The 23,633-nt window shown below is 63.4% G+C and carries 21 protein-coding genes; 9 read left to right on the top strand and 12 right to left on the bottom strand.

Features of this window, described 5'->3' with window-relative positions; genetic code table 11:
* Nucleotides 1-148: 148 nt before the first annotated feature.
* From P3T20_RS26865 to P3T20_RS26855, 3 genes are all read left to right on the top strand, one after another.
* Nucleotides 149-1,189, top strand: a complete 1,041-nt coding sequence (locus tag P3T20_RS26865; protein ID WP_074264593.1) for an aldo/keto reductase — start codon at nucleotides 149-151, stop codon at nucleotides 1,187-1,189.
* A gap of 380 nt (nucleotides 1,190-1,569) precedes the next feature.
* The gene (locus P3T20_RS26860; RefSeq protein WP_074264592.1) at nucleotides 1,570-2,385 is read left to right on the top strand and encodes a creatininase family protein; all 816 of its coding nucleotides are present in this window, start codon (nucleotides 1,570-1,572) and stop codon (nucleotides 2,383-2,385) included.
* A gap of 125 nt (nucleotides 2,386-2,510) precedes the next feature.
* The gene (locus tag P3T20_RS26855; protein ID WP_429288493.1) at nucleotides 2,511-3,662 is read left to right on the top strand and encodes a YncE family protein; all 1,152 of its coding nucleotides are present in this window, start codon (nucleotides 2,511-2,513) and stop codon (nucleotides 3,660-3,662) included.
* A gap of 73 nt (nucleotides 3,663-3,735) precedes the next feature.
* On the opposite strand, the gene P3T20_RS26850 is transcribed toward P3T20_RS26855, so the two are convergent.
* The 10 genes from P3T20_RS26850 to P3T20_RS26805 all read right to left on the bottom strand — a co-directional run bounded on the left by P3T20_RS26850 (nucleotide 3,736) and on the right by P3T20_RS26805 (nucleotide 14,734).
* Entirely contained in the window at nucleotides 3,736-4,029 is a 294-nt protein-coding gene (locus tag P3T20_RS26850) for a hypothetical protein (RefSeq protein WP_074264590.1), read from the bottom strand.
* 80 nt (nucleotides 4,030-4,109) lie between these two features.
* On the bottom strand, nucleotides 4,110-4,577 hold the full coding sequence (locus tag P3T20_RS26845) for a hotdog family protein (protein WP_074264589.1): 468 nt from the start codon (nucleotides 4,575-4,577) through the stop codon (nucleotides 4,110-4,112).
* Between the two features lie 8 nt (nucleotides 4,578-4,585).
* Nucleotides 4,586-5,428: a beta-ketoacyl synthase chain length factor gene (locus P3T20_RS26840; protein WP_074264588.1), complete on the bottom strand. Its 843-nt coding sequence runs from the start codon at nucleotides 5,426-5,428 to the stop codon at nucleotides 4,586-4,588.
* Entirely contained in the window at nucleotides 5,428-6,693 is a 1,266-nt protein-coding gene (locus tag P3T20_RS26835; protein ID WP_074264587.1) for a beta-ketoacyl-[acyl-carrier-protein] synthase family protein, read from the bottom strand. Before P3T20_RS26835 ends, P3T20_RS26840 begins: the two co-directional genes overlap by 1 nt.
* Nucleotides 6,694-6,819: 126 nt before the next feature.
* Complete coding sequence (locus P3T20_RS26830) at nucleotides 6,820-7,692, bottom strand: polysaccharide deacetylase family protein (protein WP_429288337.1); 873 nt, start codon at nucleotides 7,690-7,692, stop codon at nucleotides 6,820-6,822.
* Nucleotides 7,689-10,250: an MMPL family transporter gene (locus P3T20_RS26825; RefSeq protein WP_429288336.1), complete on the bottom strand. Its 2,562-nt coding sequence runs from the start codon at nucleotides 10,248-10,250 to the stop codon at nucleotides 7,689-7,691. Before P3T20_RS26825 ends, P3T20_RS26830 begins: the two co-directional genes overlap by 4 nt.
* On the bottom strand, nucleotides 10,250-10,888 hold the full coding sequence (locus P3T20_RS26820; protein ID WP_074264584.1) for an outer membrane lipoprotein carrier protein LolA: 639 nt from the start codon (nucleotides 10,886-10,888) through the stop codon (nucleotides 10,250-10,252). The genes P3T20_RS26825 and P3T20_RS26820 overlap by 1 nt, the downstream gene beginning before the upstream one ends.
* A gap of 3 nt (nucleotides 10,889-10,891) precedes the next feature.
* Nucleotides 10,892-12,025 (bottom strand): acyl-CoA synthetase, encoded by a 1,134-nt coding sequence (locus P3T20_RS26815; RefSeq protein WP_083611411.1) that lies wholly within the window; start codon nucleotides 12,023-12,025, stop codon nucleotides 10,892-10,894.
* Nucleotides 12,022-14,007 (bottom strand): AMP-binding protein, encoded by a 1,986-nt coding sequence (locus tag P3T20_RS26810; protein ID WP_074264583.1) that lies wholly within the window; start codon nucleotides 14,005-14,007, stop codon nucleotides 12,022-12,024. The genes P3T20_RS26815 and P3T20_RS26810 overlap by 4 nt, the downstream gene beginning before the upstream one ends.
* Nucleotides 14,008-14,077: 70 nt before the next feature.
* A complete protein-coding gene (locus P3T20_RS26805; RefSeq protein WP_074264582.1) occupies nucleotides 14,078-14,734 on the bottom strand; it encodes a hypothetical protein in 657 nt (218 codons plus the stop codon).
* Between the two features lie 586 nt (nucleotides 14,735-15,320).
* Here P3T20_RS26805 and P3T20_RS26800 point away from each other — a divergent pair.
* The 4 genes from P3T20_RS26800 (at nucleotide 15,321) to P3T20_RS26785 (ending at nucleotide 19,136) form a co-directional block, all read left to right on the top strand.
* A complete protein-coding gene (locus tag P3T20_RS26800) occupies nucleotides 15,321-15,581 on the top strand; it encodes a phosphopantetheine-binding protein (RefSeq protein WP_074264581.1) in 261 nt (86 codons plus the stop codon).
* A gap of 23 nt (nucleotides 15,582-15,604) precedes the next feature.
* Nucleotides 15,605-16,402 carry a glycosyltransferase family 2 protein gene (locus P3T20_RS26795; RefSeq protein ID WP_429288335.1) on the top strand — a complete coding sequence of 266 codons (798 nt, stop codon included), beginning with the start codon at nucleotides 15,605-15,607 and terminating at the stop codon, nucleotides 16,400-16,402.
* A 154-nt stretch (nucleotides 16,403-16,556) separates the two neighbouring features.
* Nucleotides 16,557-17,582, top strand: coding sequence for a LacI family DNA-binding transcriptional regulator (locus tag P3T20_RS26790; protein WP_429288334.1), 1,026 nt, complete (start codon nucleotides 16,557-16,559; stop codon nucleotides 17,580-17,582).
* Between the two features lie 366 nt (nucleotides 17,583-17,948).
* Nucleotides 17,949-19,136 (top strand): porin, encoded by a 1,188-nt coding sequence (locus P3T20_RS26785; protein ID WP_074264578.1) that lies wholly within the window; start codon nucleotides 17,949-17,951, stop codon nucleotides 19,134-19,136.
* Between the two features lie 102 nt (nucleotides 19,137-19,238).
* Here P3T20_RS26785 and P3T20_RS26780 read toward each other — a convergent pair whose 3' ends face one another.
* A complete protein-coding gene (locus P3T20_RS26780; RefSeq protein ID WP_429288333.1) occupies nucleotides 19,239-20,300 on the bottom strand; it encodes an aldo/keto reductase in 1,062 nt (353 codons plus the stop codon).
* 183 nt (nucleotides 20,301-20,483) lie between these two features.
* Here P3T20_RS26780 and P3T20_RS26775 point away from each other — a divergent pair, with 183 nt between their 5' ends.
* Together P3T20_RS26775 and P3T20_RS26770 are read left to right on the top strand one after the other, a co-directional pair.
* Nucleotides 20,484-21,806 (top strand): TIGR00366 family protein, encoded by a 1,323-nt coding sequence (locus tag P3T20_RS26775; protein WP_429288332.1) that lies wholly within the window; start codon nucleotides 20,484-20,486, stop codon nucleotides 21,804-21,806.
* Between the two features lie 60 nt (nucleotides 21,807-21,866).
* Nucleotides 21,867-22,559: a cytochrome b/b6 domain-containing protein gene (locus tag P3T20_RS26770; protein ID WP_429288331.1), complete on the top strand. Its 693-nt coding sequence runs from the start codon at nucleotides 21,867-21,869 to the stop codon at nucleotides 22,557-22,559.
* A gap of 33 nt (nucleotides 22,560-22,592) precedes the next feature.
* Here P3T20_RS26770 and P3T20_RS26765 read toward each other — a convergent pair whose 3' ends face one another.
* Nucleotides 22,593-23,054 carry a CHRD domain-containing protein gene (locus P3T20_RS26765; protein WP_429288330.1) on the bottom strand — a complete coding sequence of 154 codons (462 nt, stop codon included), beginning with the start codon at nucleotides 23,052-23,054 and terminating at the stop codon, nucleotides 22,593-22,595.
* Between the last annotated feature and the right edge of the window lie 579 nt (nucleotides 23,055-23,633).

Raw genomic sequence — 23,633 nt, 5'->3', positions numbered from 1 at the left:
CGGCGTCGCCGACGCGATCCGGCGGACGCGCGTAGACTCGAGCCCTGTTGTTGCAGGATGGAAAATGCGTGGCCATCGGGCGGCGCATTAGCAGCACATGAGCAGTAAGCGAGCAGCAAATGCGAAGCAACCTTACGGAGATTATTCGATGGAACAGAGATATTTGGGCGCGTCCGGCTTCAAGGTTCCGGTGCTCAGCTTCGGCACGGGAACATTTGGCGGCAAGGGCGAATTCTTCGAGGCGTGGGGCGCAACCGATGTCGCCGAAGCACGCCGTCTGATCGATATCTGTCTCGACGCGGGCGTGACGATGTTCGACAGCGCCGACATCTATTCGAAAGGCTCGTCCGAAGCCGTGCTCGGCGAAGCGATCAAGGGCAAGCGCGACAAGGTCATCATCTCGACCAAGGCCACCTTCCGTTTCGACGATGGGCCCAACAGTGTCGGCTCGTCGCGTTTTCACCTGATCCAGTCTGTCGACGCCGCCTTGAAGCGTCTGCAGACCGACTATATCGACCTGTTCCAGCTACATGGCTTCGATGCCAAGACGCCGGTCGTCGAAGTAATGTCGACGCTCGACGATCTCGTGCGGGCAGGCAAGATCCGCTATACAGGCGTGTCGAATTTTTCCGGCTGGCATCTGATGAAGTCGCAAGACGTGGCCGACCGTTATGGCTATCCGCGTTACGTCGCGAATCAGGCGTATTACTCGCTGGTAGGACGCGACTACGAATGGGAGTTGATGCCGCTCGGACTCGACCAGGGCCTGGGCGCGGTGGTGTGGAGTCCGCTCGGCTGGGGGCGTCTGACCGGCAAGCTGAAACGCGGTCAACCGTTGCCGGAAAAGAGCCGCCTGCATAAAACCGCTGACATGGGTCCGCCGGTGCCGGACGAATATCTGTTCCGCGTGCTCGACGCGATCGACGAAGTGGCGGCCGAAACCGGCAAGACCGTGCCGCAGATTGCGCTGAACTGGCTGTTGCAACGTCCCACGGTTTCGACGGTGCTGATCGGTGCGCGTAACGAAGAACAGTTGCGGCAGAATCTCGGCGCCGTCGGCTGGAATCTGACGGCCGAACAGATGGCGAAGCTCGATGCCGCCAGCGCAGTGCGCCCCGTGTATCCGTACTGGCATCAGGAAGGCTTCGCGGAACGCAATCCGTCGCCGGTGTCAGGTGGAGCGTCGTAACCTGCAGTTGATGGCGGGTGGCCGGCCTTCAGTTCGTGGCGAGATGCCACGGGCTGAAGGCCGATGCTGTTATCCCTTCAGCATTTCAATCATGGTCACCATCAGCGTGAACATGCCGATGCAACCACCTAGCGTCACCGCGCCCTGCATGAAGTGCGACATATTTGAGGTCTCCTCGTGCTTAACGAAGGCCTCAATTTAACCTTAATTGAAAGAATAAAGAAAGCAAAAAGAAAGGTTTGGTGGAATTGAAACACCAGGGATAACCCTTGAACAAGGTCCTGTTTCGAGAACCACCCGTTCCGGTAAATGCCTCTCGGCCTGCACGAGCGACGGATATACTCACAAGCGTCGTCAATCTTCCGGGACAGGGCCGCCTCATGCGCTTCTCACCGCAGCGAACGCTCGCCGCGATCGTGTTGCTGATCGCCACCCAGACCGCTCTCGCGCAAGCGCCGAAAACCGTGTTCCTCGAAAACCTCACGTGGACAGAGGTACGCGACGAGGTGGCGGCAGGCAAGACAACCATCATCATTCCCATCGGCGGCACCGAGCAAAGTGGACCCGACGTCGCGCTCGGCAAACACAACGCGCGCGTCGCGGTGCTGTCGCAACGCATCGCGCAGGGACTCGGCAATGCGCTCGTCGCGCCTATCGTGGCTTATGTGCCGGAGGGTGGTTATGCGCCGCCCACTTCGCACATGCGCTTTCCGGGCACCATCACGATTCCGGACGACGTCTTCGAAAAGATGCTCGAATCCGCCGCCAACAGCTTCGCTGTGCATGGCTTTAAAAACATCGTGTTTCTCGGCGACCACGGCGGTTATCAGAACGATCTCAAGCACGTCGTCGCGCAGTTGAACAAGTCGTGGGCCGGCACCTCGACGCGTGCCTTCGTGCCGCCGGAGTACTACGGCACAAGTTCGGACGGCTTCAACGCGATTCTGCGCGAGCATGGCTTTCACGACGACGAGATCGGCACCCATGCGGGACTCGCAGACGTGTCGCTGCTGCTCGCGGTGGCGCCGCAAATGGTCCGGCTCGATAAGCTGCGCAGCGGCCCGAAGCCAGGGGCCGCCGATGGCGTGTACGGCGGCGATCCGCGTCGCGCGACCGCCGAGCTCGGTCAGCAGGGCATCGACGCAATCGTGTCGCGCACTGTGGAAGCAATCAGGAAAGATACGGCGGGGCACTGAGGTGCGTGCGTTGTGCATGGCATTGTCTGTCGCCTCGTCCTCGTTGTCCGCGTTGTGCTTGTGGTGCGCTTATATGCCGCTCGTTCATGGAGTTCGTCGCTATGGCTTACCGGTCCGGTCGCTGGATGCAGCTCGTGTCGCTGGTTGGGGTGGTCCTGTCAGGACTATGGATGACTAGCCTCGCGGCGGCGGCAGCGCCCGCCGTCACGACCGTGGCGGGTATGCCGCCGGTGGTCAACGCGGGCAACCTGTACAGCGAGGCGGGCGCCAATCGCATGAGCGCCGCCGTAGCCGGCGCGCTGCCACGCGTCTATGTGCCCAACCTGCGCTCGAACGATGTCTACGTGATCGATCCGGCCACCTTCAAGGTGGTCGACAGATTTGCAGTCGGCCGTAGTCCGCAGCACGTGGTGCCCTCGTGGGATCTGCAGACGCTGTGGGTCGCCAATAACGCCGAGGGCCGGCTCGATGGCAGCCTCACGCCGATCGATCCGAAAACCGGCAAGCCGGGCAAAGAGGACATGGTCGACGACCCCTACAACATGTACTTCACGCCGGACGGCAAGGAAGCAATCGTAGTGGCCGAGGCGCGCGCCCGGCTCGACTTCCGCGACGCTCACACGATGGCGCTCAAGTCGAGCCTCGAAGTGCCGGAGTGCAAGGGCATCAACCACGCGGACTTTTCGATCGACGGCAAATACGCGCTCTTTACCTGCGAATTCGGCGGCAAGCTGGCGAAAATCGACATGGTGAACCGCAAGGTGCTGGGCTATCTGCAGCTCGACGCCAAGGGCATGCCGCAGGACATCCGAATCTCGCCGGACGGCAAGGTGTTCTACGTGGCGGACATGATGGCCGATGGCGTGTTCGTGGTCGACGGCGATAGTTTTACCAAGGTCGGCTTTATCCATACCGGTATCGGAACGCATGGGCTGTATCCGAGCCGCGACGGCACGAAGCTGTACATCTCGAACCGCGGCTCGAACCGTGTGCATGGGCCCAGGCATGGCCCGGGCAGCATTTCGGTGCTCGACTTTGCCACGCGCAAGGTGCTGGTCACGTGGCCGATTCCCGGTGGCGGCAGTCCCGACATGGGCAACGTCAGCGCGGACGGCAAGATGCTATGGCTGTCGGGCCGCTTCGACGATGTGGTGTACGCGATCGACACGACCTCGGGCACCATGCATTTGATTCCGGTCGGCATGGAACCGCATGGCTTGACGGTGTGGCCGCAGCCGGGACGTTACTCGCTAGGGCACACGGGGAACATGCGCTGATGCGGGAGAGGGTAAGGGCGACAAGGGCGCCCGTACCGATGCCTATGCCTATGCCGAAGTCGACGCAAACCGGTCAGGAGGTCTTCTCCTTTACCCAGTTTTTGGTCTTGTGATACCCGTGGCTCGTCGTGTTCGCGACTGCGTGCCCGGCGGTCTTCGCGCCATGCGCCACTGCATGGCCCGTTGCCTTCGCCCCGTGCGCAACCGCATGACCGGCATCACGGAACGCGTGTCCGGTTTCCTTTCCAGCGGTCTTCACGTCGCTCTTGAATTGATGTGCGGCATCGGAGACGTCCGCATGGGCCATCGGAGTGAGCGTGGCAAATGTCACTGCTATAAGCGCGGTCAGCGCGCTGAGCTTCTTCATCACACAGGTCCTGAAGTAACGCCGGGGCTCGACGCGAGCCCGGCCGTTGAAAGACAGATCAAGGGCAAAACAAGGAACCACTAAAGAGCACCGCTTGCATCGAGCATGACGGCGGCGCGGCCTGTCAGCAGCAGGCGCTCGTCACACCGCAATGCGAAGTGGTACAGAATATTATTCTCGTTGCCGCTCAAGCGCTCGGCTTCGACACTCAAGGGGCCATCCAGCGTATCGAGGCGCGCCACCTGCGCATCGACTTCGCGCACGCTGGCCAGAAAACCTGCCCGCGGACGTTGCTGTCCGGCTGCGCCCAGCAGCGCACCATGGACGGCCATTGCCTGGGCAGCGTACTCGATGCCACACACCGCAGCGAGGCGTCCGTGCGCACGCAGCGGATTATGCACGTCAAGATGACTGGTGGCCATACAGCGGATATGGTCGGCGTCCCACTCCGCGACGTGGTCGAGCAGGCACATCGCGCCGCTGTGCGGGATCTTCGTGGCAATCCACGCGCGGTCGAGCGGCGGTGAAAGCGGCAGGGTTGAAGTCATCGCGTTGTCTACTCGCTAGAGCCGTTCGGCACAGTGATATCGAGTTGAAGCTGTACGTCCTGCAGATAATCGAGTACGACGCTCGCTGGGCGCTGTTTCGCCAACGCTTCGAGCAAGGGCAGGGCGCGGGCGGCAGGGTTGCTGCGGCGCATCTGTTCGAACTCCGGCACGGCAAGCACGCTGGCGGGCGTGTCGGTGAGGCGTGCGTCGATGCGCGCCAGCGCGCTGGTATCCGTGCCTGCGGGTGTGCGCACATCCGCACCTTGCACTGGCGAGAGCAGCAGCGCCACGCCGAAAGCGTCGGGGACCGGCCGGACGTCGCGCATCGGTGCCGGGTACTCGGTGTCGAAGACGATCAGCAGCGTGGGCACCCCATCGACCGCCACCTGGCAAAGACTCTCGAGGAGGCCCGCGGCGAAACTGCCGTCGTACGCGCACAGCACGTTGGACGGCGCCATCGCCCTTGTCGCAATGCTCCAGTAGCCGGCCGGCGCGTTATGGACCGAGTTGTGGAAACGGGTGGGCGAGAGCTTGCGGTCGTCGCTCGCGAGCGTCTCGCAGATTGCATGGCAGTTCTGACCATCGCCGCCCGATGCCGAAAACACCGTGGCAAGCGAGGCGGCATCACGGCCGCTTGCCGCCACCGCTTCATGGCCCACCGCGAGGGCGAGTTTAACGCTGGTGCCGGTGCGGCGCCGCTCGGCGGAGGGCAGGCTGGCCGGTGCCGGCACTACCGTGCGCGCAGCCTCGTAAGGCGCGCGGCCGGCTAGGATGGCCTGGGCTTCGACCCAGCTGGCAAGGCCCGGACCTATCAAACCGACGCTTTCAATGACAGCGCTCAAGGGAATCATCACGCTGCCCTCCCGTTGTCTCCGCTAGTCCCGTCAGATGCTTGATCCGCATGGCTGAACCCGCGGGTGAACAGCAGGCTGCAATTGGTGCCGCCAAAGCCGAATGAATTGCTGAGCACACTACGCAGGCTGGCCGGCCGGCTCGTCAGCAGATAGTTGAGACCCAGCGCTGGGTCGGCCTCGCTCGTGTTGATGCCGGCGGGCAGCCACTGCTCGCGCAACGTCAGTGCGGCGATGACGGCTTCCAGCGCTCCCGCCGCGCCGAGCGTATGGCCGGTCGCCCCCTTGGTGGAACTGCAGGGCGTGCCGTCGAACAGCGCGTTGACCGCGAGGCTTTCCGCGGCATCGTTGCTGGGCGTCGCCGTGCCGTGCAGGTTGATGTAGTCGATCCGGGCCGCAGCGATCCCGCTACTCGCCAGGGCTTGCTCCATCGCAAGGCGTGCGCCGAGTCCCTCGGGATGCGGCGACGACATATGGTACGCATCGCTCGATTCGCCGATGCCGGCGAGAAGGATCGCATCGTCGGCAAGCGGAGCGCTTGCGCTGTCGTCTCCATCCGGCACGCGCTCGAGCAGCGCAAACGCCGCCGCCTCGCCGATCGAGATGCCGCTGCGATGGGTATCGAAAGGCTTGCAGGGACCATTCGAAAGCAGTTCGAGCGAGTTGAAACCATACAGCGTGGTGAGACACAGCGAATCGACGCCGCCCACCACGGCCGCATCGATCAGCCCAGCGGCGAGCATGCGGCGCGCCGAGCCGAACACTTTGGCGCCCGACGAGCATGCCGACGAAACGACCAGCGCTGGACCCTTCAGCGCAAAATAAGTGCGCACGAAGCTGGCGGACGAATAGGGATTGTGCGTCTCGGCATAGTGAAACCCGGTGGGCAGGGCACCGCTTTGCGGATCGCGCTGCCGGTACGCGAGTTCGGTTTCGAGGATGCCAGCCGTGCTGGTGCCGATAAACACGCCGACACGCTCTGCGCCATAGCGCTGCGCTGCCGCCGCGACAGCCTGCGCAAAGCCGTCTTGCGTGAGGCCGAGTTGCGCGAGCCGGTTGTTGCGGCAGTCGAAGTCGCGCAGGTCGGCGCGCACCGGCTCGTCATTGACGCCTTCGACCTCGCCGATCCAGGTGTCGAGCGTCGCGCGCTCGAAGCGGCACGGTGAGAGCCCGCCGCGTTGCTCGCGTAGCGCGGCAAGCGTGGCGTCGAGGCCGCGTCCGGCACAACTCGTGGCGGTGAAATGCGTGAGCAGGAGAGGTTTCACGACGGTTCGGTCCTGTTACGGTTCGATGGAACGGCCCGGGCGGATTGTGCCAACCCAGGGCCGGCCGATGACGCCGAAGTCCTTGCGTCAATGGTAGCAAACGGCAGGCTCGTGCTATCCGGCGTCTCAGGCATCTTCAGCTCCCGGTGCGATTGCAGCGCGCAGCGTTGTGCAACGCAACTGCGCAGCCGCGGCTGCTTCGAGCACGCGAGGCAATACGTCAAGCACCACCGGTTGATTGTGCGCATCGCGGGCCGGATTGCCGTCGTGCACGAGCAGGATGTCGCGTGGCGCGAGCCCGCGCAGCAGCCGCTGCGCCACCACCTCGGCGTCGCGCGTGCGGGTATCGAAGCCGCGCCGGGTCCAGCTCGCCAGATGCAGTCCGAGCCCACACAGCACCGGTTCGAGGAACGGATTGCGCAATCCGGCGGGCGCCCGGAAGAAGAGCGGCCTCGTCCCGGTAATGTCCGTCAACGTCTGTTGCGCCGCCGCGATTTCGCGCTCCAGGGCACGCGGCCCCGTCACCGAAAAGTTATGACGATGCCGCTGACTGTGATTCTCCACGGCATGGCCACGGGCGACGATCGCTTCGACGCAGTGCGGATAGCGGCGCGCCATATCGCCGATGCAGAAGAACGTCGCGCGGGCGTCGTAACGGTCGAGCAGGTCGAGGATGCGCGGCGTGACCTCGGGATTGGGGCCGTCGTCGATGGTCAGCGCGATCTGTTTGCCGGCGCTTTCGGGCAGTGCTGTCCAGTTCAGGCCCAGCAGCGTGCTGCGCGGCCACAAACCGGCGGCTACCAGCGCCAGATGCGAGGTGACGAGGCTCCCCATCGCCCAAGGCCAGAGCGCTGGCTGTGCCAGGAACGCTGCCGCAGCGCCGACATGCAGCGCGGCCGAGCCGGTGACAAAAGGCGACGGCTTCCAGCGTCGTGCGACGCCAGGCGCTGCATACGAGGTACGCGAGGGCAATGACGTGCGTGGTGTCGTCGAATTCATACTCGCTCTCCAGTACGGCGTGCGGCCGCTTCGATTGGCTCGACTGTTTCTGCTGTTTCGGCCGCGTCGCCCCGCGTGATGGCCGGTGCGAGAATCGCCGAGAACAAAAGGGCGAGGATTGCGCCCGGACCCACGGTCAAACCGAACGCCTTGAGCAGGGGCACACGGGCGAGCACCAGCAGTCCGAAGCCCGCCACGGTCGCAAGATTGGCAATCAGCAGTGAAACCAGAGTTTGCGGGGCAATACTTAGGCCCCCTGCCGAACCACGGTTGGGCTTGTTGAAAAAGAGCGCATAGTTCGACCCCACTGCGACGATCAGCAACATCCCGATCAGATGCAGGATGGTCAGTTGCTCGCCCGCCAGCGCGAGGCCCGCGCTAACCACCAGCACGGCGGCGATGAGCGGCGCGAGCGTGCGGACCACCGCCTGCGGCGAGCGCAGCGCGATCAGCAGCAGCACGACGATCGCGCCGAGCCCGGCGAGCGACAGATGAATATCCTCGCGCACGTAGTTGACGTAGAGGCGATCGGCCTCTGCCTTCATGTCGACGAAGAGCGCATCCGGCACCTGGGCGCGTGCGACCGCGGCGCCGATCGTGGCGGCGTCGAGGCTCGGTTCGTCGGGGGCGGCGGCATGCCCTGCGTTCTGCGCGCTATCCGGTGCGCGCAGCGACAGCATCGCGCTCCAGCGGCCTGCGCGTTCGGTCAGGAGAGCGTCGACGGCGAGCGCCATCGAAGTGCCACGCAGATCCGCGCGCTGCAGCAACGGCTGCTGACGGGCCGCCTGGACATCGGCAATAAACGGTGCGAACGCCTCCGGCTTGACGCTGATAGCCTGATTGGCGACGGCCTCGCGCATCCGTGCCGTCAACTCATCCGCGGACGGCAGGCTGGCGAGACGCGCGCGCTGAGCAGCAATGCTTGGCAGATACAGCGCCGGACTTTCGTAGCCCGCCAGCACGCCCTTGTCCACGAGTGGCTGCAATTGCGCGGACACCTTCTCGGCGCCTTCCAGCACCGCTTCCTGGCTCGCACCCGAGATCACCACCAGATAACGCACGTCGGGCGCGCCGACATCGGCCCGCAGGCTTTCGTCGAGCGCCTGGCTTTGTGCCGACACCGGGCTCAACGCGGACAGTTCGTGACTCCAGACATGCTGGCGATGAAAAGCCAGCGTTGCGACCGACGCCACCAGCAACGCGACCAGCAGCCAGTGCAGACGAGGTGCGGCGGCGGTCAGCGTGGCGAGTCTTGCGCCGAGCGGGGCGACGTCGCGAATCGCGAAACGCGCGCCGCGCAGATGCGGCAGGACGAAACGGGTGACGAGCGCTGCCACTACCAGGCCCGCGATCGAATACGCGCCCAGTTGCACGAGGCCCGGGAAGCCTGAAAACAGCATTGAAGCGAACCCGCAGACCGACGTCAGCATGCCGAGGCGGATGGTTGGCCAGTAGACGGCAATCCAGTTGCGCAGCGTCGCATCTTCGCGCAAGGATGCAGAACCAGCAGCAGACAAGGCACCATGAGCCTGCGCGCGCGAAGACTGCACGAACAGATAGATCGAATAATCGACCGCCTCACCGATCAGCGTGGTGCCGAAGCCGAGCGTAATGCCGTGCACCGTGCCGAACGCGAGGCTGACTGCGGCGAGCCCTGCCGCCACGCCCGACAGTACCGGCAGCAGACCAAGCAGGAGCGTGAGGGGCGAGCGGTACACCACCAGCAGCAACGCTACGATCAGCAGGAGGCTAACCACGGAGAGGCGGGCAACGTCATGCTTGATGTTGTCGCGCGTCTCGACGGAAAACACGCCCGGCCCGGTCATTACCAGGCGGAACGCGGACGGATTCGGGACGCTTCGCTTCGCGGCATCGAAAGCCTGTTGCAGCGTGGCCATGGCGCGGGCCTGAGCGTCGGTGTCGGAGCCGGCTCCGGTGGTCTGCACGACCATGACCGCACGCTTGCCGTCGCGCGAGGCCCACACGCCTTCCTGCGACCTCGGTTGCGCGCCGCTATCCAGGCGGTTGACGAGCGCGGCAACTTCGCCGGTCGGATCGTGCGGCAGCAGCTCCTTGGTGAACATGCCCGCGGATGAGCCGAGCAGATCGAGACTGTCACCGAGCGCCTGATGCAGGCCGTCTGCGGAGAAACGCTGCGGCGTCACCGCAGGGCTCAGCACATAGCGATGCTGGAAGATGAACTGCTGGTCGCGCGTCTCGCTGACGGGTTCGCCGTTGTTTACCGAGGCAAACTGCGTGTCGCCGCGCAAGCTGGTGGCCATGTTGCGCGAGAGCGCCGCGCGGGTCGCAGGATCGCCACCTTCGATGCCCACCAGAATCAGCCGCGACACCAGGCCGTCGCGCAACTGGTCGACCAGCACGCGCTGGCCGGCGCTCGGCGAGCGCGGCAGGAAAGCGGACAGGTCGGCGGTGAACGTCGTACGGCTGATCACCACCGCGCAGGCCAGCAAAAACACGAGCCATATCAGGACGGCGCGTTGTCGCAGCAGCCGCCCCATGCCACCTGGTGATGTACCGCCGACAGACTGCTCGCGCATCAGTTGGCCGCGTCGTTTTGCAGGCGCATCAGCGAATGATCGCCGTCGGCCTGCTGGATCGCGACGGTATGCAGAACGTCGCGTGTACCCGTCAGCGTAATGGTGCTGATCGTCTTCAGCATGCGGGAATCGAGCGGGGTGAGCGTGAGCGTCCAGTCGTCGCCGGTTCCCGTGACCGCCACCTTATACACCTGCTCGAGCGCGAAACGGTTGCCCGATAAAGTCGCGCGAATGCTTTCGATGAAAGCCGACAGATCCGGGTACTGCGTCAGCGCGAGCGTGTACTTGTGGCCGTTGCGGGCAATCGTCAGTTTGTCGCCGTCGACTACGAGGTCTTCCGGCTTCGGGTTGTCCGTGCGCTTTTCCAGATGGTCCGGTGCTGTGAACGTCAGTTCGCCTGAGGATGTCACGGGCTCGCTGGCGATCGACAGATACTTCGTTTCGACGAAGCTCGCGCGCCCGGATTTTTTCTGTCCCAGGGTGGACATCAGACGGTCGAGGTTCCAGCTCGTGGCGTCGGTGCTGGCCGCGGTGGCGGCGCCGGCGGCACAGCAGGCGCTGGCAAGCGTCAGCAGCGCGGCGAGCGTGCGAAGCCGGCAGCGCAGGGAAACACGGGGCAGTGGGCGGGCTGCAGTCATGCGTCAGGTATTCCTGCTCGTGGTGGTGATCGTCGTATTGATCGCGGTGAGATCGGCGCTGGACACCAACGGTGTCGCGAGCCTCCGGCTCGCCTGCCGGGCGACGGGTTCGGCCGTGGCTTCACCGCGTGGCTGAGTTTGCACCGTGGCCGCCACTTCGGGCGCGGTCTCGACCTCGACCCTCGTCGCAGCAACGGTCTGCGGTCCACTCGCGGCTGCGCCGTCGGGAATCGGCTCGGCGTGCCAGAAATCGAAGAAGTTGAACCAGTTGTACGGCGCAGCGCGGCAATGTTTTTCGAGCAATGCCGCGTAGCGCGTCAAGGCGGCCTGCACCTCGGCGCCGCGTTTGCCGCGCTCTACCCTGGAAAAATCCGCCAGCGTTTCGAAGTGAATATCGTAGCGGTTGCCGCCGCGATACAGTCCGGTCATAAAGATGACCGGGCGTTTGAGCATGGCCGCCATATGCAGCGGTCCGAGCGGAAACGCCGCGGGCGCGCCGAGAAAATCGACCCAGCGCATTGAATCGCGGGCGTCACCCAGTATGGTGCGGTCGGCGAGAATGCCGATCATGCTGCCGGTGTCGAGATGCTCACGAACCTTGAGCATCGAATCCACCTGTCCCAGGCCGATCACGGCCTGCTTCGCCGCCGGGTTGATGGACGCAAGGATCTTGTTAGTCCGGCGCGCGTTGTCCTCATACATCGTGATGGCGACCCGCAGATTCGGCTGGGTACGCCCGAGCGCCCGCATGACTTCGAAGCTGCCCAGATGCGCACCCATCAGGAACGCACCATGCCCTTCGGCCAGCGTGTCGCGCATGACTTCTCTGCCGTGCACGCGCAGGTCGAACAGGTCGAAGCGGTCGTTGAGCAGATAGATGCGGTCGTGGATGGTCGCACCGAACACGATCAGGTGCCGCCAGACGTCGAGCCAGGTCGCCGGCCGTCCGAGGGCGCGCGTGAGATAAGCACGCGACGCTTTGCATGCGGCCGGGGAAAACAGCATGAAATAGGCGCTGGCAGGCGAGAGCACGATACGGCTTACGCGCCGGCCGAGGCGTAGCGACAGCCACGTCATGAGGCGCATCAGCGGAATGTTGCTGCGCTCCTTGCGTTGGGTCCAGGCGGGGCGTTTCATGAGCACACCGCCTCGGTTGCTGGAGCTACTGGCGTGGCCGGGGCGGCTGGCTCCATGCCAGCCAGCAGGCCGCTCGCCACGACGCGGGTTGCGGCGTTGATGGTGAAGCGGATGGCACCGCTCGCCGTGATCTCGAAGCTCAGATCGAGCGGTGTGCCCGGTGTAGCCGGACCTGGAAATTTGGCGGAACGCAGGCGGCAGGCATCGAGCGACCGGTTCAGCGCGGTGCCGATCGCGCTGATGGCGTGGTCGAGCAACACCACGCCGGGGACGATCGGCTGGCCGGGAAAGTGTCCGGCGAGGGCAGGGTGGTCGGGGGCGATGGTGAAGCGAATCGTTGAGGTGGCGGGGCGCGCGCCGGCGGCCGGGCTTGCGGACGACGCAGCGGCTGCCGGTTGCGCGTGCCGAACGTGTTGTGCCTTCCGGGCCTGTTGCATCCCTTGCATCTGTTGCGTCGATTGAGCCTGTTGAGCCTGTTGAGCCACTAGCGCCGTCAGCACATCACGCGGCAGCTTGCCCGTTGCGTTGCGCGGCAGCGCATCCACGAAGTACAGCGGGCGCGGCATGAATGCGGCGTCGATGCGTTCGCGCAGCGCACGCTGGAGATCGGCGGGCGCAAGGCCGGGCGCCACCACAAACGCAGTCAGACGCGTCACCTGCTCGTCGCGCCCTGCGCCGGTGATGCCCGAAGTGCCCGCGGTGTCGGCGGTGTCCGCAAGCGCAGCGGCAGGTTCGTCCGGCATGAAGAACACACCATCGACCACGCCAGATATTTCGTTTAACTGATGATTCAGATAACCCAGCGAGGTCCGCTTTCCGGCGATATTGATGAGATCGCCCTTACGGCCATGCAGCAGAAAACGGCCGGCATCGAGCAGTTCGATTGCGTCGCCCAGCGGTAACGGCGCTTCGAGGTGACCACCGGACGCCCAGACCGTAGCGTCGCCGTCTCGTGGCTCACCTTCACTTTCGCCGCTCGTATCTTGAGCATCGCCGCTGCGCCGCGTCTCCAGGCTGATGCCCGGATAGAGATCCCAGGCGGCTCCCTGCGCGGTACGGCGCGTTGCGATCTGGCCGCTTTCGGTGCTGCCATAAATCTCAAGCAACGGTGCGCCGATACGTGCCTCGGCGGTGCGCGCCAGTTCCTGCGTGAGCGGCGCAGTCGCGGACAACATCAGCGAGACCGGCGGCATCGCCTGGTCGGACAGCATCAACGCGCGCAGGTGAACCGGCGAAGTGACCAGCACCCGCGGCTGCGGGACGGCAGCGAGTTCGGCGGCGACATCGCCCGGATAGAACGGCTGGCGGTTACTGAACGCAAAGCCGCCGATCAACGCCAGCAGCACGGTGGTCTCGAAACCGTACATGTGCTGCGGCGGCACCGTGCCGACCAGCGTGCAGGCACCCATCCCGAACAGGCCGAGACGGTCCGCCGAAGTGCGCAGGCACTGCACCAGGTTACCCCATGTTTTGCCATGCGGGACCGGCGCGCCGGTCGAACCGGAGGTGAACAGATAAGCCATGACACGCGTCGCGTCGATTTGCGGCACGACGGTTTCTGCAGCAGCGGGGAAGAGGGTCGCGGAGTCCGCTAAACCAGCTGAGGAATCCTTGCTGGAAGACCCACAGGACTGCGCAGCAATACCTGCCGACGGAAACCGGAAGCGCGGCAATTCCACGGCGCAGTCGGCGGCATCGTGCAGGCAAAAAGTATCGGGAGCAAACGACGCCAGCTGGCGCACCGCTTCCGGCGTATGCGCGGAAGGTAGCAGGCTGATCTTGCCTGCCACCAGGGCCGCGCAAAGGCCGACCGCGAAACGATAGCGGTCCGTGCACATGTTGAACACATGGCCACCGGCCGGCAGTGCCTTCCCGAGGGCCGCCACGTCGGCGAGAAACTCGCGTACGGAGACCGGCGTGCCGTCGCGCCAGGCAATCGTCTGTTCAGACGACGAGTGGAACAACAAAGGAAAGCTCGGCATAACGTCAGTCAGGGCAGTTACCGTGGCTCCGCGCTACGCCATTCAAGGCTGCGCGGAGGTTGAACCGGATTCATTGTGCGCGTCCGGCCCGGCCGTGCATCGTATGCCGGTAGGCGCGCGCCGTGGCGACCATGCTGGGACGCTGCACGTCCGGCAACGCGACGCGCCGCCATGCATGTTCCGCGACGAACATCGCGGCCACCAGCGGCAGCGTCATGTAGTTGGCGAAGGTTGACCACACAACCACCGGCGCCGCAACGAACAGCAGTGTCGAGAGGGCCGCGATGCCCAGAAAGAACGCGGTCCAGGCAACCGTGATCCGGCGGGTGTAATGAGCAATGGCCGGCGTCAGTTTGCCATGCACCAGCGCGGCAAACTGGCTGCACAGGGGGCGTTGGCCCGCCGCGAGCGTGCGCCCGAATGCGAACGCCATGATAAGGGTGACGGCGAGGTGCTCAAAATAAGCGCCCCATTCGAAGTGACGCACGAGCGGCGCGCGCGCAAACCACAACGCCACGCAGCCGCAGACCCAGCCCGGCAGCAACCAGGCACGCTGCGCCGAGCGGGCCGCGGCGGCCAACGTCAGCAACAGAAGCGGTGCGAGGACGACGGCCAGACCGAAGCCTTGCGCGCCCGGCGTGCTAGCCGCGTAGTGCGTGCCGAGCTCGCATGCCGCGATCACGCCGACCGTCGCCGCGCCGCTCACGATACGCTTTAGCTGAGCCACGACGACCTCCCTCGACGAGCCGCCGGCGCGCTCGCCCCGCGATACCAGTCAGGAATAAGGACAATGTGCTGCATAAGTAGGGGTATTTTTAAAGCCAGTTCGTCCGCTGTCTTGCACGACGCCTGGCCGGTTCTTTCATCACATGAATGGTCGCCGTTTGTCCTCGGCATACCCGTCATCACGCATTTTTCATTCCCGCAGGGGACCTGTTAAAGACCCGCCCGGGCACACGGGGTTCGCACCCGCTTTTGTAACTGTTTGTTTGACCCCGGCCGCGCACGCGGCGGGCGCAATTCTAGCGTACCGTCCGTCCCGGGCGAGGTCCGCGACGGGTTTTGCCTTTCATGGCCTTACAAAAGACGCATGCCGGCCCAAAACTTCATGTAACCCTTTGCCCGTATACGACCGGGGATGGCTTCGTCTAGAATCGCCCCACACTTTACAAACTCGAAGACAGCGGGCAGATCGCCGCTGCGACGGGGTTAGAGGGCCTGCCCATGCGCCAGCCAGGAGGAGCGGCGCAGGGACCCGATACGGGCCGTTCTGCACCCCTTCCACTGGCGTTGATCTCCGGCACACCAAGGCAATGAATAAACTGGAAGAAGAGCTGGCCGCGATGATCGTCGGCGAACTGAATCTCGAAGACGTGCAACTCGACACGGTGACGGCCGACACTCCGCTATACGGCGAAGGGTTCGGACTCGACTCGATCGATATCCTCGAAATCGCGCTGCTGATTTCGAAGAAGTACGGCTTCGAACTGCGTTCGGACAACCCGGACAACGAGAAAATCTTCGCGACGCTCGGCGCGCTCGCTGCGTACGTGGCGACCCATCGCATCCGCTAGCCGCGCTCAACCTGCTGTTTGCCATGCGCACACTCCGCCCATCGTCGACCCACCTGGTCATGATTCCGAGCTACAACCCCGGCGAAAAGGTCTATGAAACCGTGCGCAGTGCGCGCGAGAACTGGAACCCCGTCTGGGTGATCGTCGACGGCAGCACGGACGATAGTGCCCAACGGTTGCAGGCGATGGCCGAACACGACGAGGGCTTGCGCGTAATCGTGCTGCCGCACAATCAGGGCAAAGGGGCGGCCGTGCTGACCGGACTTGCACAAGCGTCCAGCCTCGGTTTCACGCACGTTCTCACGATGGATTCCGATGGCCAGCACCCGGCCTATCTGATCGCGAGTTTCATGGCCACCTCGCAGGCACACCCCGGCGCCATGGTGCTGGGCTTGCCGAAGTTCGATTCGAAAGCGCCCTGGCTGCGCGTATATTGGCGGCGTCTGTCCAATGCCTGCGCCAACCTCGAAACCCTGTGGTCAGGCATCGGCGATTCGCTCTACGGTTTTCGCGTGTACCCGGTCGAGCCATTGCGCGAGGTGATGAGCCGCCATGTGTGGATGCGGCGCTTCGACTTCGATCCGGAAGCGGCGGTGCGTCTGTGCTGGGAAGGCGTGCGGCCCATCAGGATCGAAGCGCCGGTGCGCTATTTCCGCGCCGACGAAGGTGGCGTATCGCATTTCAACTACCTGCGCGACAACCTGCTGCTGTCGTGGATGCATCTGCGGCTCTTCTGCGGTTTCCTGTTGCGCTTGCCGGTGCTGGTGCCGCAGCGGCTCAAACAGCGCCTCGACCAGCGTCTCGAGCAGCGCAGCAGTTAGCTGTGCAATCGATCGCGCAATCGACCACGCCGTTGTCCCTGCATTGACCTTCCGGCTTGTGCGGATCAGCCAGCACGTTTTCAGCGCCGTGTCCCCGTAGTACCATCCGGCACGGATATCATCGTCGTCAACACCCTGCCGCGAGGAAGCCCGCGTGTCCCAGTTCGAGCGTCTGACCATTGACGACATCGCCCGTCTGGCGAACGTGTCCCGCACCACCGCGAGCATGGTGCTGAACGGCTATGCTGAGCGCTATCGCATCTCGGCGGCCACCGTCGAGCGCGTGCTTCAGGTCGCCAAAGAGCACAATTTCACGCCGTCGAAGTCGGCGCGCGCGCTGCGCTCGCGCCGCAGCAACACGATCGGCCTCGTAATTCCCGACCTCACCAACTCCGTGCACTCCGCGCTGGCCCAGGCGATGGAATGGCGATGCCGCGAGCAATACAGCTATCAACTGGTCGTGGTGACCAGCGACGAAGATCCGGTCCGCGAAACCGAAGGGATTGCGCACCTGGTTTCGCATCAGGTGGACGGGCTCGTGGTCGTACCGTGCACCGCCGATCCGGAGCGCTACCAGAAGTGGGTAAAGCGCCTGCCGCTCGTGTTCGCCGATCGCCGGGTGGAGCAGAGCGAAATTCCTTATGTGGTCACCGATGCGACCGAAATCGTCGCCACGCTGGTGGGCGACGCGCTGAAGCAGGGCGCGAGCGAAGTGGTGTACTTCGGCGGCCAGGCGGAACTCTCGGCAAGCTGCGACCGGCTCGCCGGGTACCGTCAGGCGCTAGCGACGCACGGCCTGAGCGAGCAGCCCGACTGGGTTCACCAGCGCGACTTCCAGCGCGAATCCGGCCGCGCGCTGATGCAGGACTGGTTCACGACGCACGGGCACTATCCGCAGGCGCTGTTCGCCGGCTCGATTACCCTGCTCGAGGGCGCGCTGTCTTTCATGAGCGAGGCGCACAAGCTGGCGCAGGCGCCGGGCCGGCTGATGTCGTTCGACGATCATCCGCTGCTCGACTGCCTGCCGCTCGCCATCGACGCCATCGTCCAGGACAGCCGGCAACTCGCCGAACACAGCTTGCGCTGCGTGTTTTCGATGCTGGAAGGCAATGCACATCCCGATTCGCTAAAGGTCCCCGCGCATATTCATTACCGGCGTTCGCAGAATGCGGCGGAGTGAGTTTTAAAGTCTGAAAATGGGTTCATAAAAATAACTCACGAACATGCGTTGAGAAATGGATTAAGCAGCTAATTGCGGAGTCATTTTAAAATCACCTGAACATTTCAGCCCGCTTTCTTGCCTGAATATGAAAGAATGAACCGGATAACGGGCCATCTATTGCAATCCCGTTAACGATGAATCAATACCCTCCTTTGCATCAAATGAGTATTTCTCCTCCAGCAATAGTCCGGCAAAGCCTTGCAGGCAAAGGCTTTCAGCCCTTGTAGACTTTTTACGACAGAAATTTTTTTCAGTGTCCCGGAAGAGTCCGGCGCGTTATTGTCCTTTTCGCAATAACCAATCGTTCATCTGCACGGAGAAATGATGAAAAGAATAACGCTGTCCACGCTCTCTCTCGCACTGCTGGGCGCTGCTGGTGCGGCCCATGCACAAAGCAGCGTAACCCTTTACGGCACGATCGATACCGCCGTTACTTTCATCCATAACGCCAATGCGGCTGGCCAGAACCAATGGTCGGTCGGCAACGCCAGCAATGGCGACCTGTCCGGCACCCGTTGGGGCCTGAAGGGTTCCGAAGATCTGGGCGGCGGTCTGAAGGCGATTTTCCAGTTGGAAAACGGCTTTAACCCGAGCACAGGCGGCCTCGCACAGGGCGGCCGCGAATTCGGCCGTCAGGCATTCGTCGGTTTGAGCGCAGACCAGTACGGCACGTTCACGCTGGGTCGCCAGTACGATCCGCTCGTCGACCTCGTACAAGGCATCACGGCTGACAACTATTTCGGCAGTACCTTCGCGACTGCGGGTGACGTCGACAACTACGACAACAGCTCGCGTACCAGCAACGCGATCAAGTACGTGTCGCCGGTGTTCTCGGGCTTCCAGGTCGAAGGTATGTATGCGCTCGGCGGCGTGGCCGGACAGACGGGTTCGGGACAGACCTGGTCGGCAGCAGCGTCGTATAGCAACGGGCCGATTTCGGTGGCCGCCGGTTACTTCGTCGCCGACAATGAAACGACCGACGGTCTCGTGCGCGCCTCGACGGCCACCGGCTCGGGCTGGGCCAGCACGTCCGACGGCACCTTTGACGGTTCGCTGATCAACCTCGGCCTGCAGAGCGCCAAGTCGATCAATATCGCGCGCGTTGCGGCGCAGTATGTGGCCGGTCCGTTCACGTTCGGCGCAGGCTACAGCAATGCGCAGTACAAGGCGGACGGACAGTCGGCATTTGCCTCGACGGAGAAGTTCAACACCGGACAAGGCTTCCTCGACTACCAGTTGACCCCGGCGATGCTGCTGGGCGTGGGCTACAGCTACACGAAGTCGAGCGGCGAGACGGGCGCGACGTACCACCAGGTTTCGGTGGGCGCGGACTACAACCTGTCGAAGCGCACCGATGTGTATCTGGTGGGCGCATGGCAGCACGCCAGCGGCGATACGCTTGATGCAGCAGGTACGGGTATCGTGGCTGCGCAGGCTTCCGTGGGCTCGTATGGCTACGGCGGCACCAACACTCAGGAACTGGTCAGCCTCGGTCTGCGCCACAAGTTCTGAGCGGGGTGCGCGGATAGCGCAAACCGGGCAGTATAAAAAGCCGGTCGCCAGCGGGAGCTGGCGGCCGGCTTTTGTTTGCATGCGGCTCCAGAGGCAGTTTGCCTACGCCTTCTTCTTCAGATGCGGCCCCAGCAGCGACAGATCGGCCACGCCAAGGCGGTCACTGGCGGTCTGCAACTGATGCCAGTACGGGTAGAGCAGAGGAGGGGCGCTGACCTGATCGAGCCGCTCGCGCTGCGCATCGCTCAGCTTGACGTCGGCCGCGCCGAGGTTGTCGCGCAACTGCTTCTCGTTGCGCCCGCCGATGATCACCGAAGCGACTGCCGGACGTCCCAGTGTCCACGCCAGCGCGACCTGGGCGGCGGAGATATTGAGCTCGCCGGCAATCTCGACGAGAGCGTCGACGATGTTCCAGAGGCGGTCCTGATCGCGGATCGGCGGTTCGGTCCAGCCCGCGAGTTGGCGCGTGCCTTCCGGCGTCGTGTCGCGGCGATGCTTGCCCGACAACAGACCGCCGGCTAGCGGACTCCAAACCAGAATACCGAGCCCCTGATCGAGCGCGAGCGGCGCAAGTTCATATTCCGCTTCGCGCGCCTCGAGCGTGTAGTGGATCTGCTGGCTGACGAAACGCGGCAGACGGTCCCGCTCGCTCACGTGCAGCGCCTTCATCAGATGCCAGGCGGAGTAGTTCGAGCAGCCGACGTAACGGATCTTGCCGTGCCGCACCAGCATATCGAGCGCCTCGAGCGTCTCCTCGAGCGGCGTGAGACCATCCCACTCGTGCACCTGATAGAGGTCGATCACATCCGTCTTGAGACGCCGCAGGCTCGCCTCGCACGCCTCGATCAGATGATGCCGGGACAGGCCGCGATCGTTCGGGCCGTCGCCCATCGGAAAGCGCGCCTTGGTAGCGATCAGCACGCCACCTTTGCGCTTGCCGCCGAGCGCCGCGCCGACGATCTCCTCCGACGCGCCGTTCGAATAGACATCGGCCGTGTCGATCAGGTTGACGCCGGCTTCGAGGCACATATCGATCTGCCGGCGCGCCTCTTCGAGGCCCACTTCACCGACGCTCGCAAATTTTCCTTTGCCACCCATTGTCATCGTGCCGAGCGTGACGGTCGACACCTTGAGGCCGGAACGGCCGAGTTGACGATATTCCATGATCAGACAATCTCCTATGTAGACACGCTGCGACGCAGGACGTGTGCCTGCGTCGCAGCAAAACCCCTCGTTTCATGCAAGAATCGCGGCCGGGGAAGTGGGCGGAAAAGACGCGGCCAAAGCAATCCGGCGCAAGATTTAAACCGCCCGTTAAAAATATCATTGGTGACGAGGAGTAGACAGTTGATTCAGCGTATCTCGCGCTTTTTTACTCAGGTGGTGCATCGCGTGCTGCCTGACCCGCTGATCTTTGCGATCTTCCTGACGATTGCAACGTTCGTGCTGGCCTTTGCCTTGACGCCGAAAGCGCTGGCGGAACTGGTGACGATGTGGGGCGGCGGTTTCTGGAACCTGCTGGCCTTCTCGATGCAAATGGCCATGATTCTGGTGACCGGTCATGCGCTCGCCAGTTCTGGCCCGGTGAAGCGGTTGTTGATCGCACTGGCAAGTGCGGCCCGCACGCCTGCGCAAGGCGTCATGCTGGTGGCGTTTTGCGGCGCGATTGCATGCGCCATCAACTGGGGCTTCGGCCTCGTGCTCGGTGCGATGCTGGCGCGCGAAGTCGCGCGGCGCGTGAAGGGCACCGATTACCGTTTGCTCGTGGCATCTGCATATATGGGCTTCCTCACATGGCACGGCGGACTGTCCGGGTCGGTGCCGCTGGTTGCGGCCACCAAGGGCAATCCGATGGAAAAGACCATTGGACTGATTCCCGTCGCGCACACGATCTTCACCGGCTACAACGCCTTCATCACGTTTGGTCTGATCGTGCTGCTGCCGATCCTGGCGCGGCTGATGATGCCCAAACCCGAGGACGTCGTGGCGGTAGACCCGGCGTTGCTCGAGGACCCGCCATCCGTCGAACGAAAGCTTCCGGCTGATGCAACGCTTGCCGAGCGGCTCGAGGAAAGCCGCGTGCTGGCGTTGCTGGTAGCGCTGGTGTGCGCGGTCTATCTGGTGGTGCGTACGGTGCAGAAGGGGTTTACGCTCGACATCGATACCGTGAACCTGGTGTTCCTCGCCGCCGGCATGGTGCTGCACAAGACGCCGATGGCATACGCGCGCGCGGTGGGCGCGGCAGCGAAGGGCGCTTCCGCGATCATGATCCAGTTTCCGTTTTACGCCGGGATTCAGGCATTGATGGATCACTCGGGACTGGCCGGCATCATCACCACATGGTTCGTGGAGATTGCCAACGTGCATACGTTCCCGCTGCTCGCGTTCCTCAGTTCAGCGGTAATCAATTTTGCCGTGCCGAGCGGCGGCGGCCATTGGGTGGTGCAGGGGCCTTTCGTCATGCCGGCCGCGCAGGCGCTGCATGCCGACCTCGGAAAGTCAGCAATGGCGATCGCCTACGGCGAGGCATGGACCAATATGGCGCAGCCGTTCTGGGCGCTTCCTGCGCTGGCGATTGCCGGCCTTGGCGTGCGCGACATCATGGGATATTGCGTAACGGCGCTGCTGTTCTCGGGCGTGGTGTTTGTCGCAGGGCTTTATCTCTTCTAGATTTCTGTTGCATCCGGATCGCTGTCGCTGCTGGCCGCTTCACTGGGGAGGCCCAACTTCATGAACGCTGACGAACCCGTTTCGCCGCCGGGACAACCGGGTCGTCGCCGCGTACTCGTGTGGGATGCGCCGACGCGCCTGTTTCACTGGTTGATGGTGGTACTGGTTGCGGCCGCTTATACGACCTTGAAGCTGAATCTGATCGACTGGCACGTGCGGGCCGGCGAAGCGCTGCTCGCGTTGCTGCTGTTCAGGTTACTGTGGGGCTGCTTCGGCAGCGATACGGCGTGCTTCAGAGATTTTGTGGCGTCACCGGCGGCCGCGGTGCGGCATCTGTCGCACCTGTTTCGCCGCGAGCCGGACGATCAGGTGGGCCATAACGCGGCCGGCGGATGGATGGTCTTGTTGCTGCTCGTGCTGCTCCTGCTTGAGACGCTAAGCGGCCTGTACGTGTACAACGAGGTCGCGGACGAGGGTCCATTGAGCGAATGGGTGCCCGCCTGGATCGCCAGTGCAATTTCCACGCTGCACGGGGTGGTGTGGGATGTGTTGCTGGCGGCGGTCGCACTGCATGTGCTGGTGATCGCACTGTACGCCGTGGTGAAGCGGCACAACCTGCTAAGCCCGATGCTGACGGGCTATAAGGCGTTGCCTTCGAATATTGCCGCGCCGCGGCAGCGGCCAGCGGTGCTGGCACTGCTGCCGCTTGCGATTGGCGCTGCGGTGGTGGTGCTGCTTGCGGCTTATCTCTGACCAGGTCTGCTGTGATGGCTGAAGCGCGGTGCGTCAGTTGCCCTTCGGCGGCATGACCTGGCCGCGGATCTCACCGCCCGGGTTGGTCTTGGTGTGGACGTTGATGTACATATTGCCGGCTTCGAAAATCTGGGCGTCATCCGCGGACAAGGTTGCCTGACCGCTGAGCGGACTCGTCACGGACATATTGCCTTTCTGCGAGATCCACACCTTCACGCCGGCGTTTTTACCGGCAGGAGCCGGGCCGTGAAAATGCGCCATGGTGGCTGGGCTCGTCAAACCGCTGAAGGTGATGTTCCACGTCACGACGTGGGTGCTGGAGTCGTACGTGAGATTGGCGGTGCCGCTACCGGGAGTTTGCACCGGAGGCACCTGCTGGTCGCCCGTGAGCGGTACGGTAAATGAGACCGGCGCCGCTTGCGCGAGCGACAGCGTGCCCGAGAGTGCGAGACCGGCGAACAGCAGAATGGCGCGCCGCGAGATCGATACTGTCATTGGGTTTTCTCCGTTTTAGGTTTTCCCCCTTGCTGGGCTTTGGACGGCTTCGGTTGGCGCGGAAGCGTCGTTGGCGCTGCGAGTGGCCAAGGGGTTAAGGAAGCATAGACATAAGCGGGCGGTAACACCAGGTGGGATGGGTTGGGGAAAAGGGCTTAGGTGAGGGCGCGGCTGCAGCGGAAGGTTTTGAACGCTGATGTTATTAATGGCGGCGTCATGATGTACCGTGGAATGTCGATGGGCGGATTGGCGTGCGCAGTGAAACCGAGTTCGTTGAGTAACTGCAGGACCTTGCCTATCTAAGCTGTTGGCTCGCTTGCCTCGGCTTGCGAAATCAATCACTTCATTTCCGTATGGATACGAAACGTGAGAGACCGGCGGGGTTTTCGGCCGCTTCAAACTGGATGAGGCTCCGAAGCACGTTTTGTGAATAGCCTCCGTTGAAAAGTCAATTTGACATAAGATAAATTATCGAACTTTTGTATGTCAGAGCTTTTTAGAAATGTCCGGTTCTGGCTCATTAGAAATGTCCGGTTTCCTGCTCCGGTCCGGCTGCTGTGGCGCATGCTGCGGCATCAC

It is taken from the genome of Paraburkholderia sp. GAS206C, from assembly GCF_050435645.1.
GTDB lineage: Bacteria > Pseudomonadota > Gammaproteobacteria > Burkholderiales > Burkholderiaceae > Paraburkholderia > Paraburkholderia phenazinium_B.
The sequence above is the reverse complement of the archived record's forward strand: the minus strand, read 5'-3'. Positions and strand labels throughout refer to the sequence as shown.

What these genes read in the sequence shown, in the direction of transcription:
- P3T20_RS26845 (WP_074264589.1), bottom strand. Translation starts at nt 4,577, where the DNA reads ATGACTTCAACCCTGCCGCTTTCACCGCCGCTCGACCGCGCGTGGATT.
- P3T20_RS26780 (WP_429288333.1), bottom strand. Translation starts at nt 20,300, where the DNA reads ATGGAATATCGTCAACTCGGCCGTTCCGGCCTCAAGGTGTCGACCGTC.
- P3T20_RS26765 (WP_429288330.1), bottom strand. Translation starts at nt 23,054, where the DNA reads ATGACAGTATCGATCTCGCGGCGCGCCATTCTGCTGTTCGCCGGTCTC.
- P3T20_RS26815 (WP_083611411.1), bottom strand. Translation starts at nt 12,025, where the DNA reads ATGAAACGCCCCGCCTGGACCCAACGCAAGGAGCGCAGCAACATTCCG.
- P3T20_RS26800 (WP_074264581.1), top strand. Translation starts at nt 15,321, where the DNA reads ATGAATAAACTGGAAGAAGAGCTGGCCGCGATGATCGTCGGCGAACTG.
- P3T20_RS26860 (WP_074264592.1), top strand. Translation starts at nt 1,570, where the DNA reads ATGCGCTTCTCACCGCAGCGAACGCTCGCCGCGATCGTGTTGCTGATC.
- P3T20_RS26855 (WP_429288493.1), top strand. Translation starts at nt 2,511, where the DNA reads ATGCAGCTCGTGTCGCTGGTTGGGGTGGTCCTGTCAGGACTATGGATG.
- P3T20_RS26840 (WP_074264588.1), bottom strand. Translation starts at nt 5,428, where the DNA reads ATGATTCCCTTGAGCGCTGTCATTGAAAGCGTCGGTTTGATAGGTCCG.
- P3T20_RS26795 (WP_429288335.1), top strand. Translation starts at nt 15,605, where the DNA reads ATGCGCACACTCCGCCCATCGTCGACCCACCTGGTCATGATTCCGAGC.
- P3T20_RS26825 (WP_429288336.1), bottom strand. Translation starts at nt 10,250, where the DNA reads ATGCGCGAGCAGTCTGTCGGCGGTACATCACCAGGTGGCATGGGGCGG.
- P3T20_RS26850 (WP_074264590.1), bottom strand. Translation starts at nt 4,029, where the DNA reads ATGAAGAAGCTCAGCGCGCTGACCGCGCTTATAGCAGTGACATTTGCC.
- P3T20_RS26830 (WP_429288337.1), bottom strand. Translation starts at nt 7,692, where the DNA reads ATGAATTCGACGACACCACGCACGTCATTGCCCTCGCGTACCTCGTAT.
- P3T20_RS26785 (WP_074264578.1), top strand. Translation starts at nt 17,949, where the DNA reads ATGAAAAGAATAACGCTGTCCACGCTCTCTCTCGCACTGCTGGGCGCT.
- P3T20_RS26865 (WP_074264593.1), top strand. Translation starts at nt 149, where the DNA reads ATGGAACAGAGATATTTGGGCGCGTCCGGCTTCAAGGTTCCGGTGCTC.
- P3T20_RS26820 (WP_074264584.1), bottom strand. Translation starts at nt 10,888, where the DNA reads ATGACTGCAGCCCGCCCACTGCCCCGTGTTTCCCTGCGCTGCCGGCTT.
- P3T20_RS26770 (WP_429288331.1), top strand. Translation starts at nt 21,867, where the DNA reads ATGAACGCTGACGAACCCGTTTCGCCGCCGGGACAACCGGGTCGTCGC.
- P3T20_RS26810 (WP_074264583.1), bottom strand. Translation starts at nt 14,007, where the DNA reads ATGCCGAGCTTTCCTTTGTTGTTCCACTCGTCGTCTGAACAGACGATT.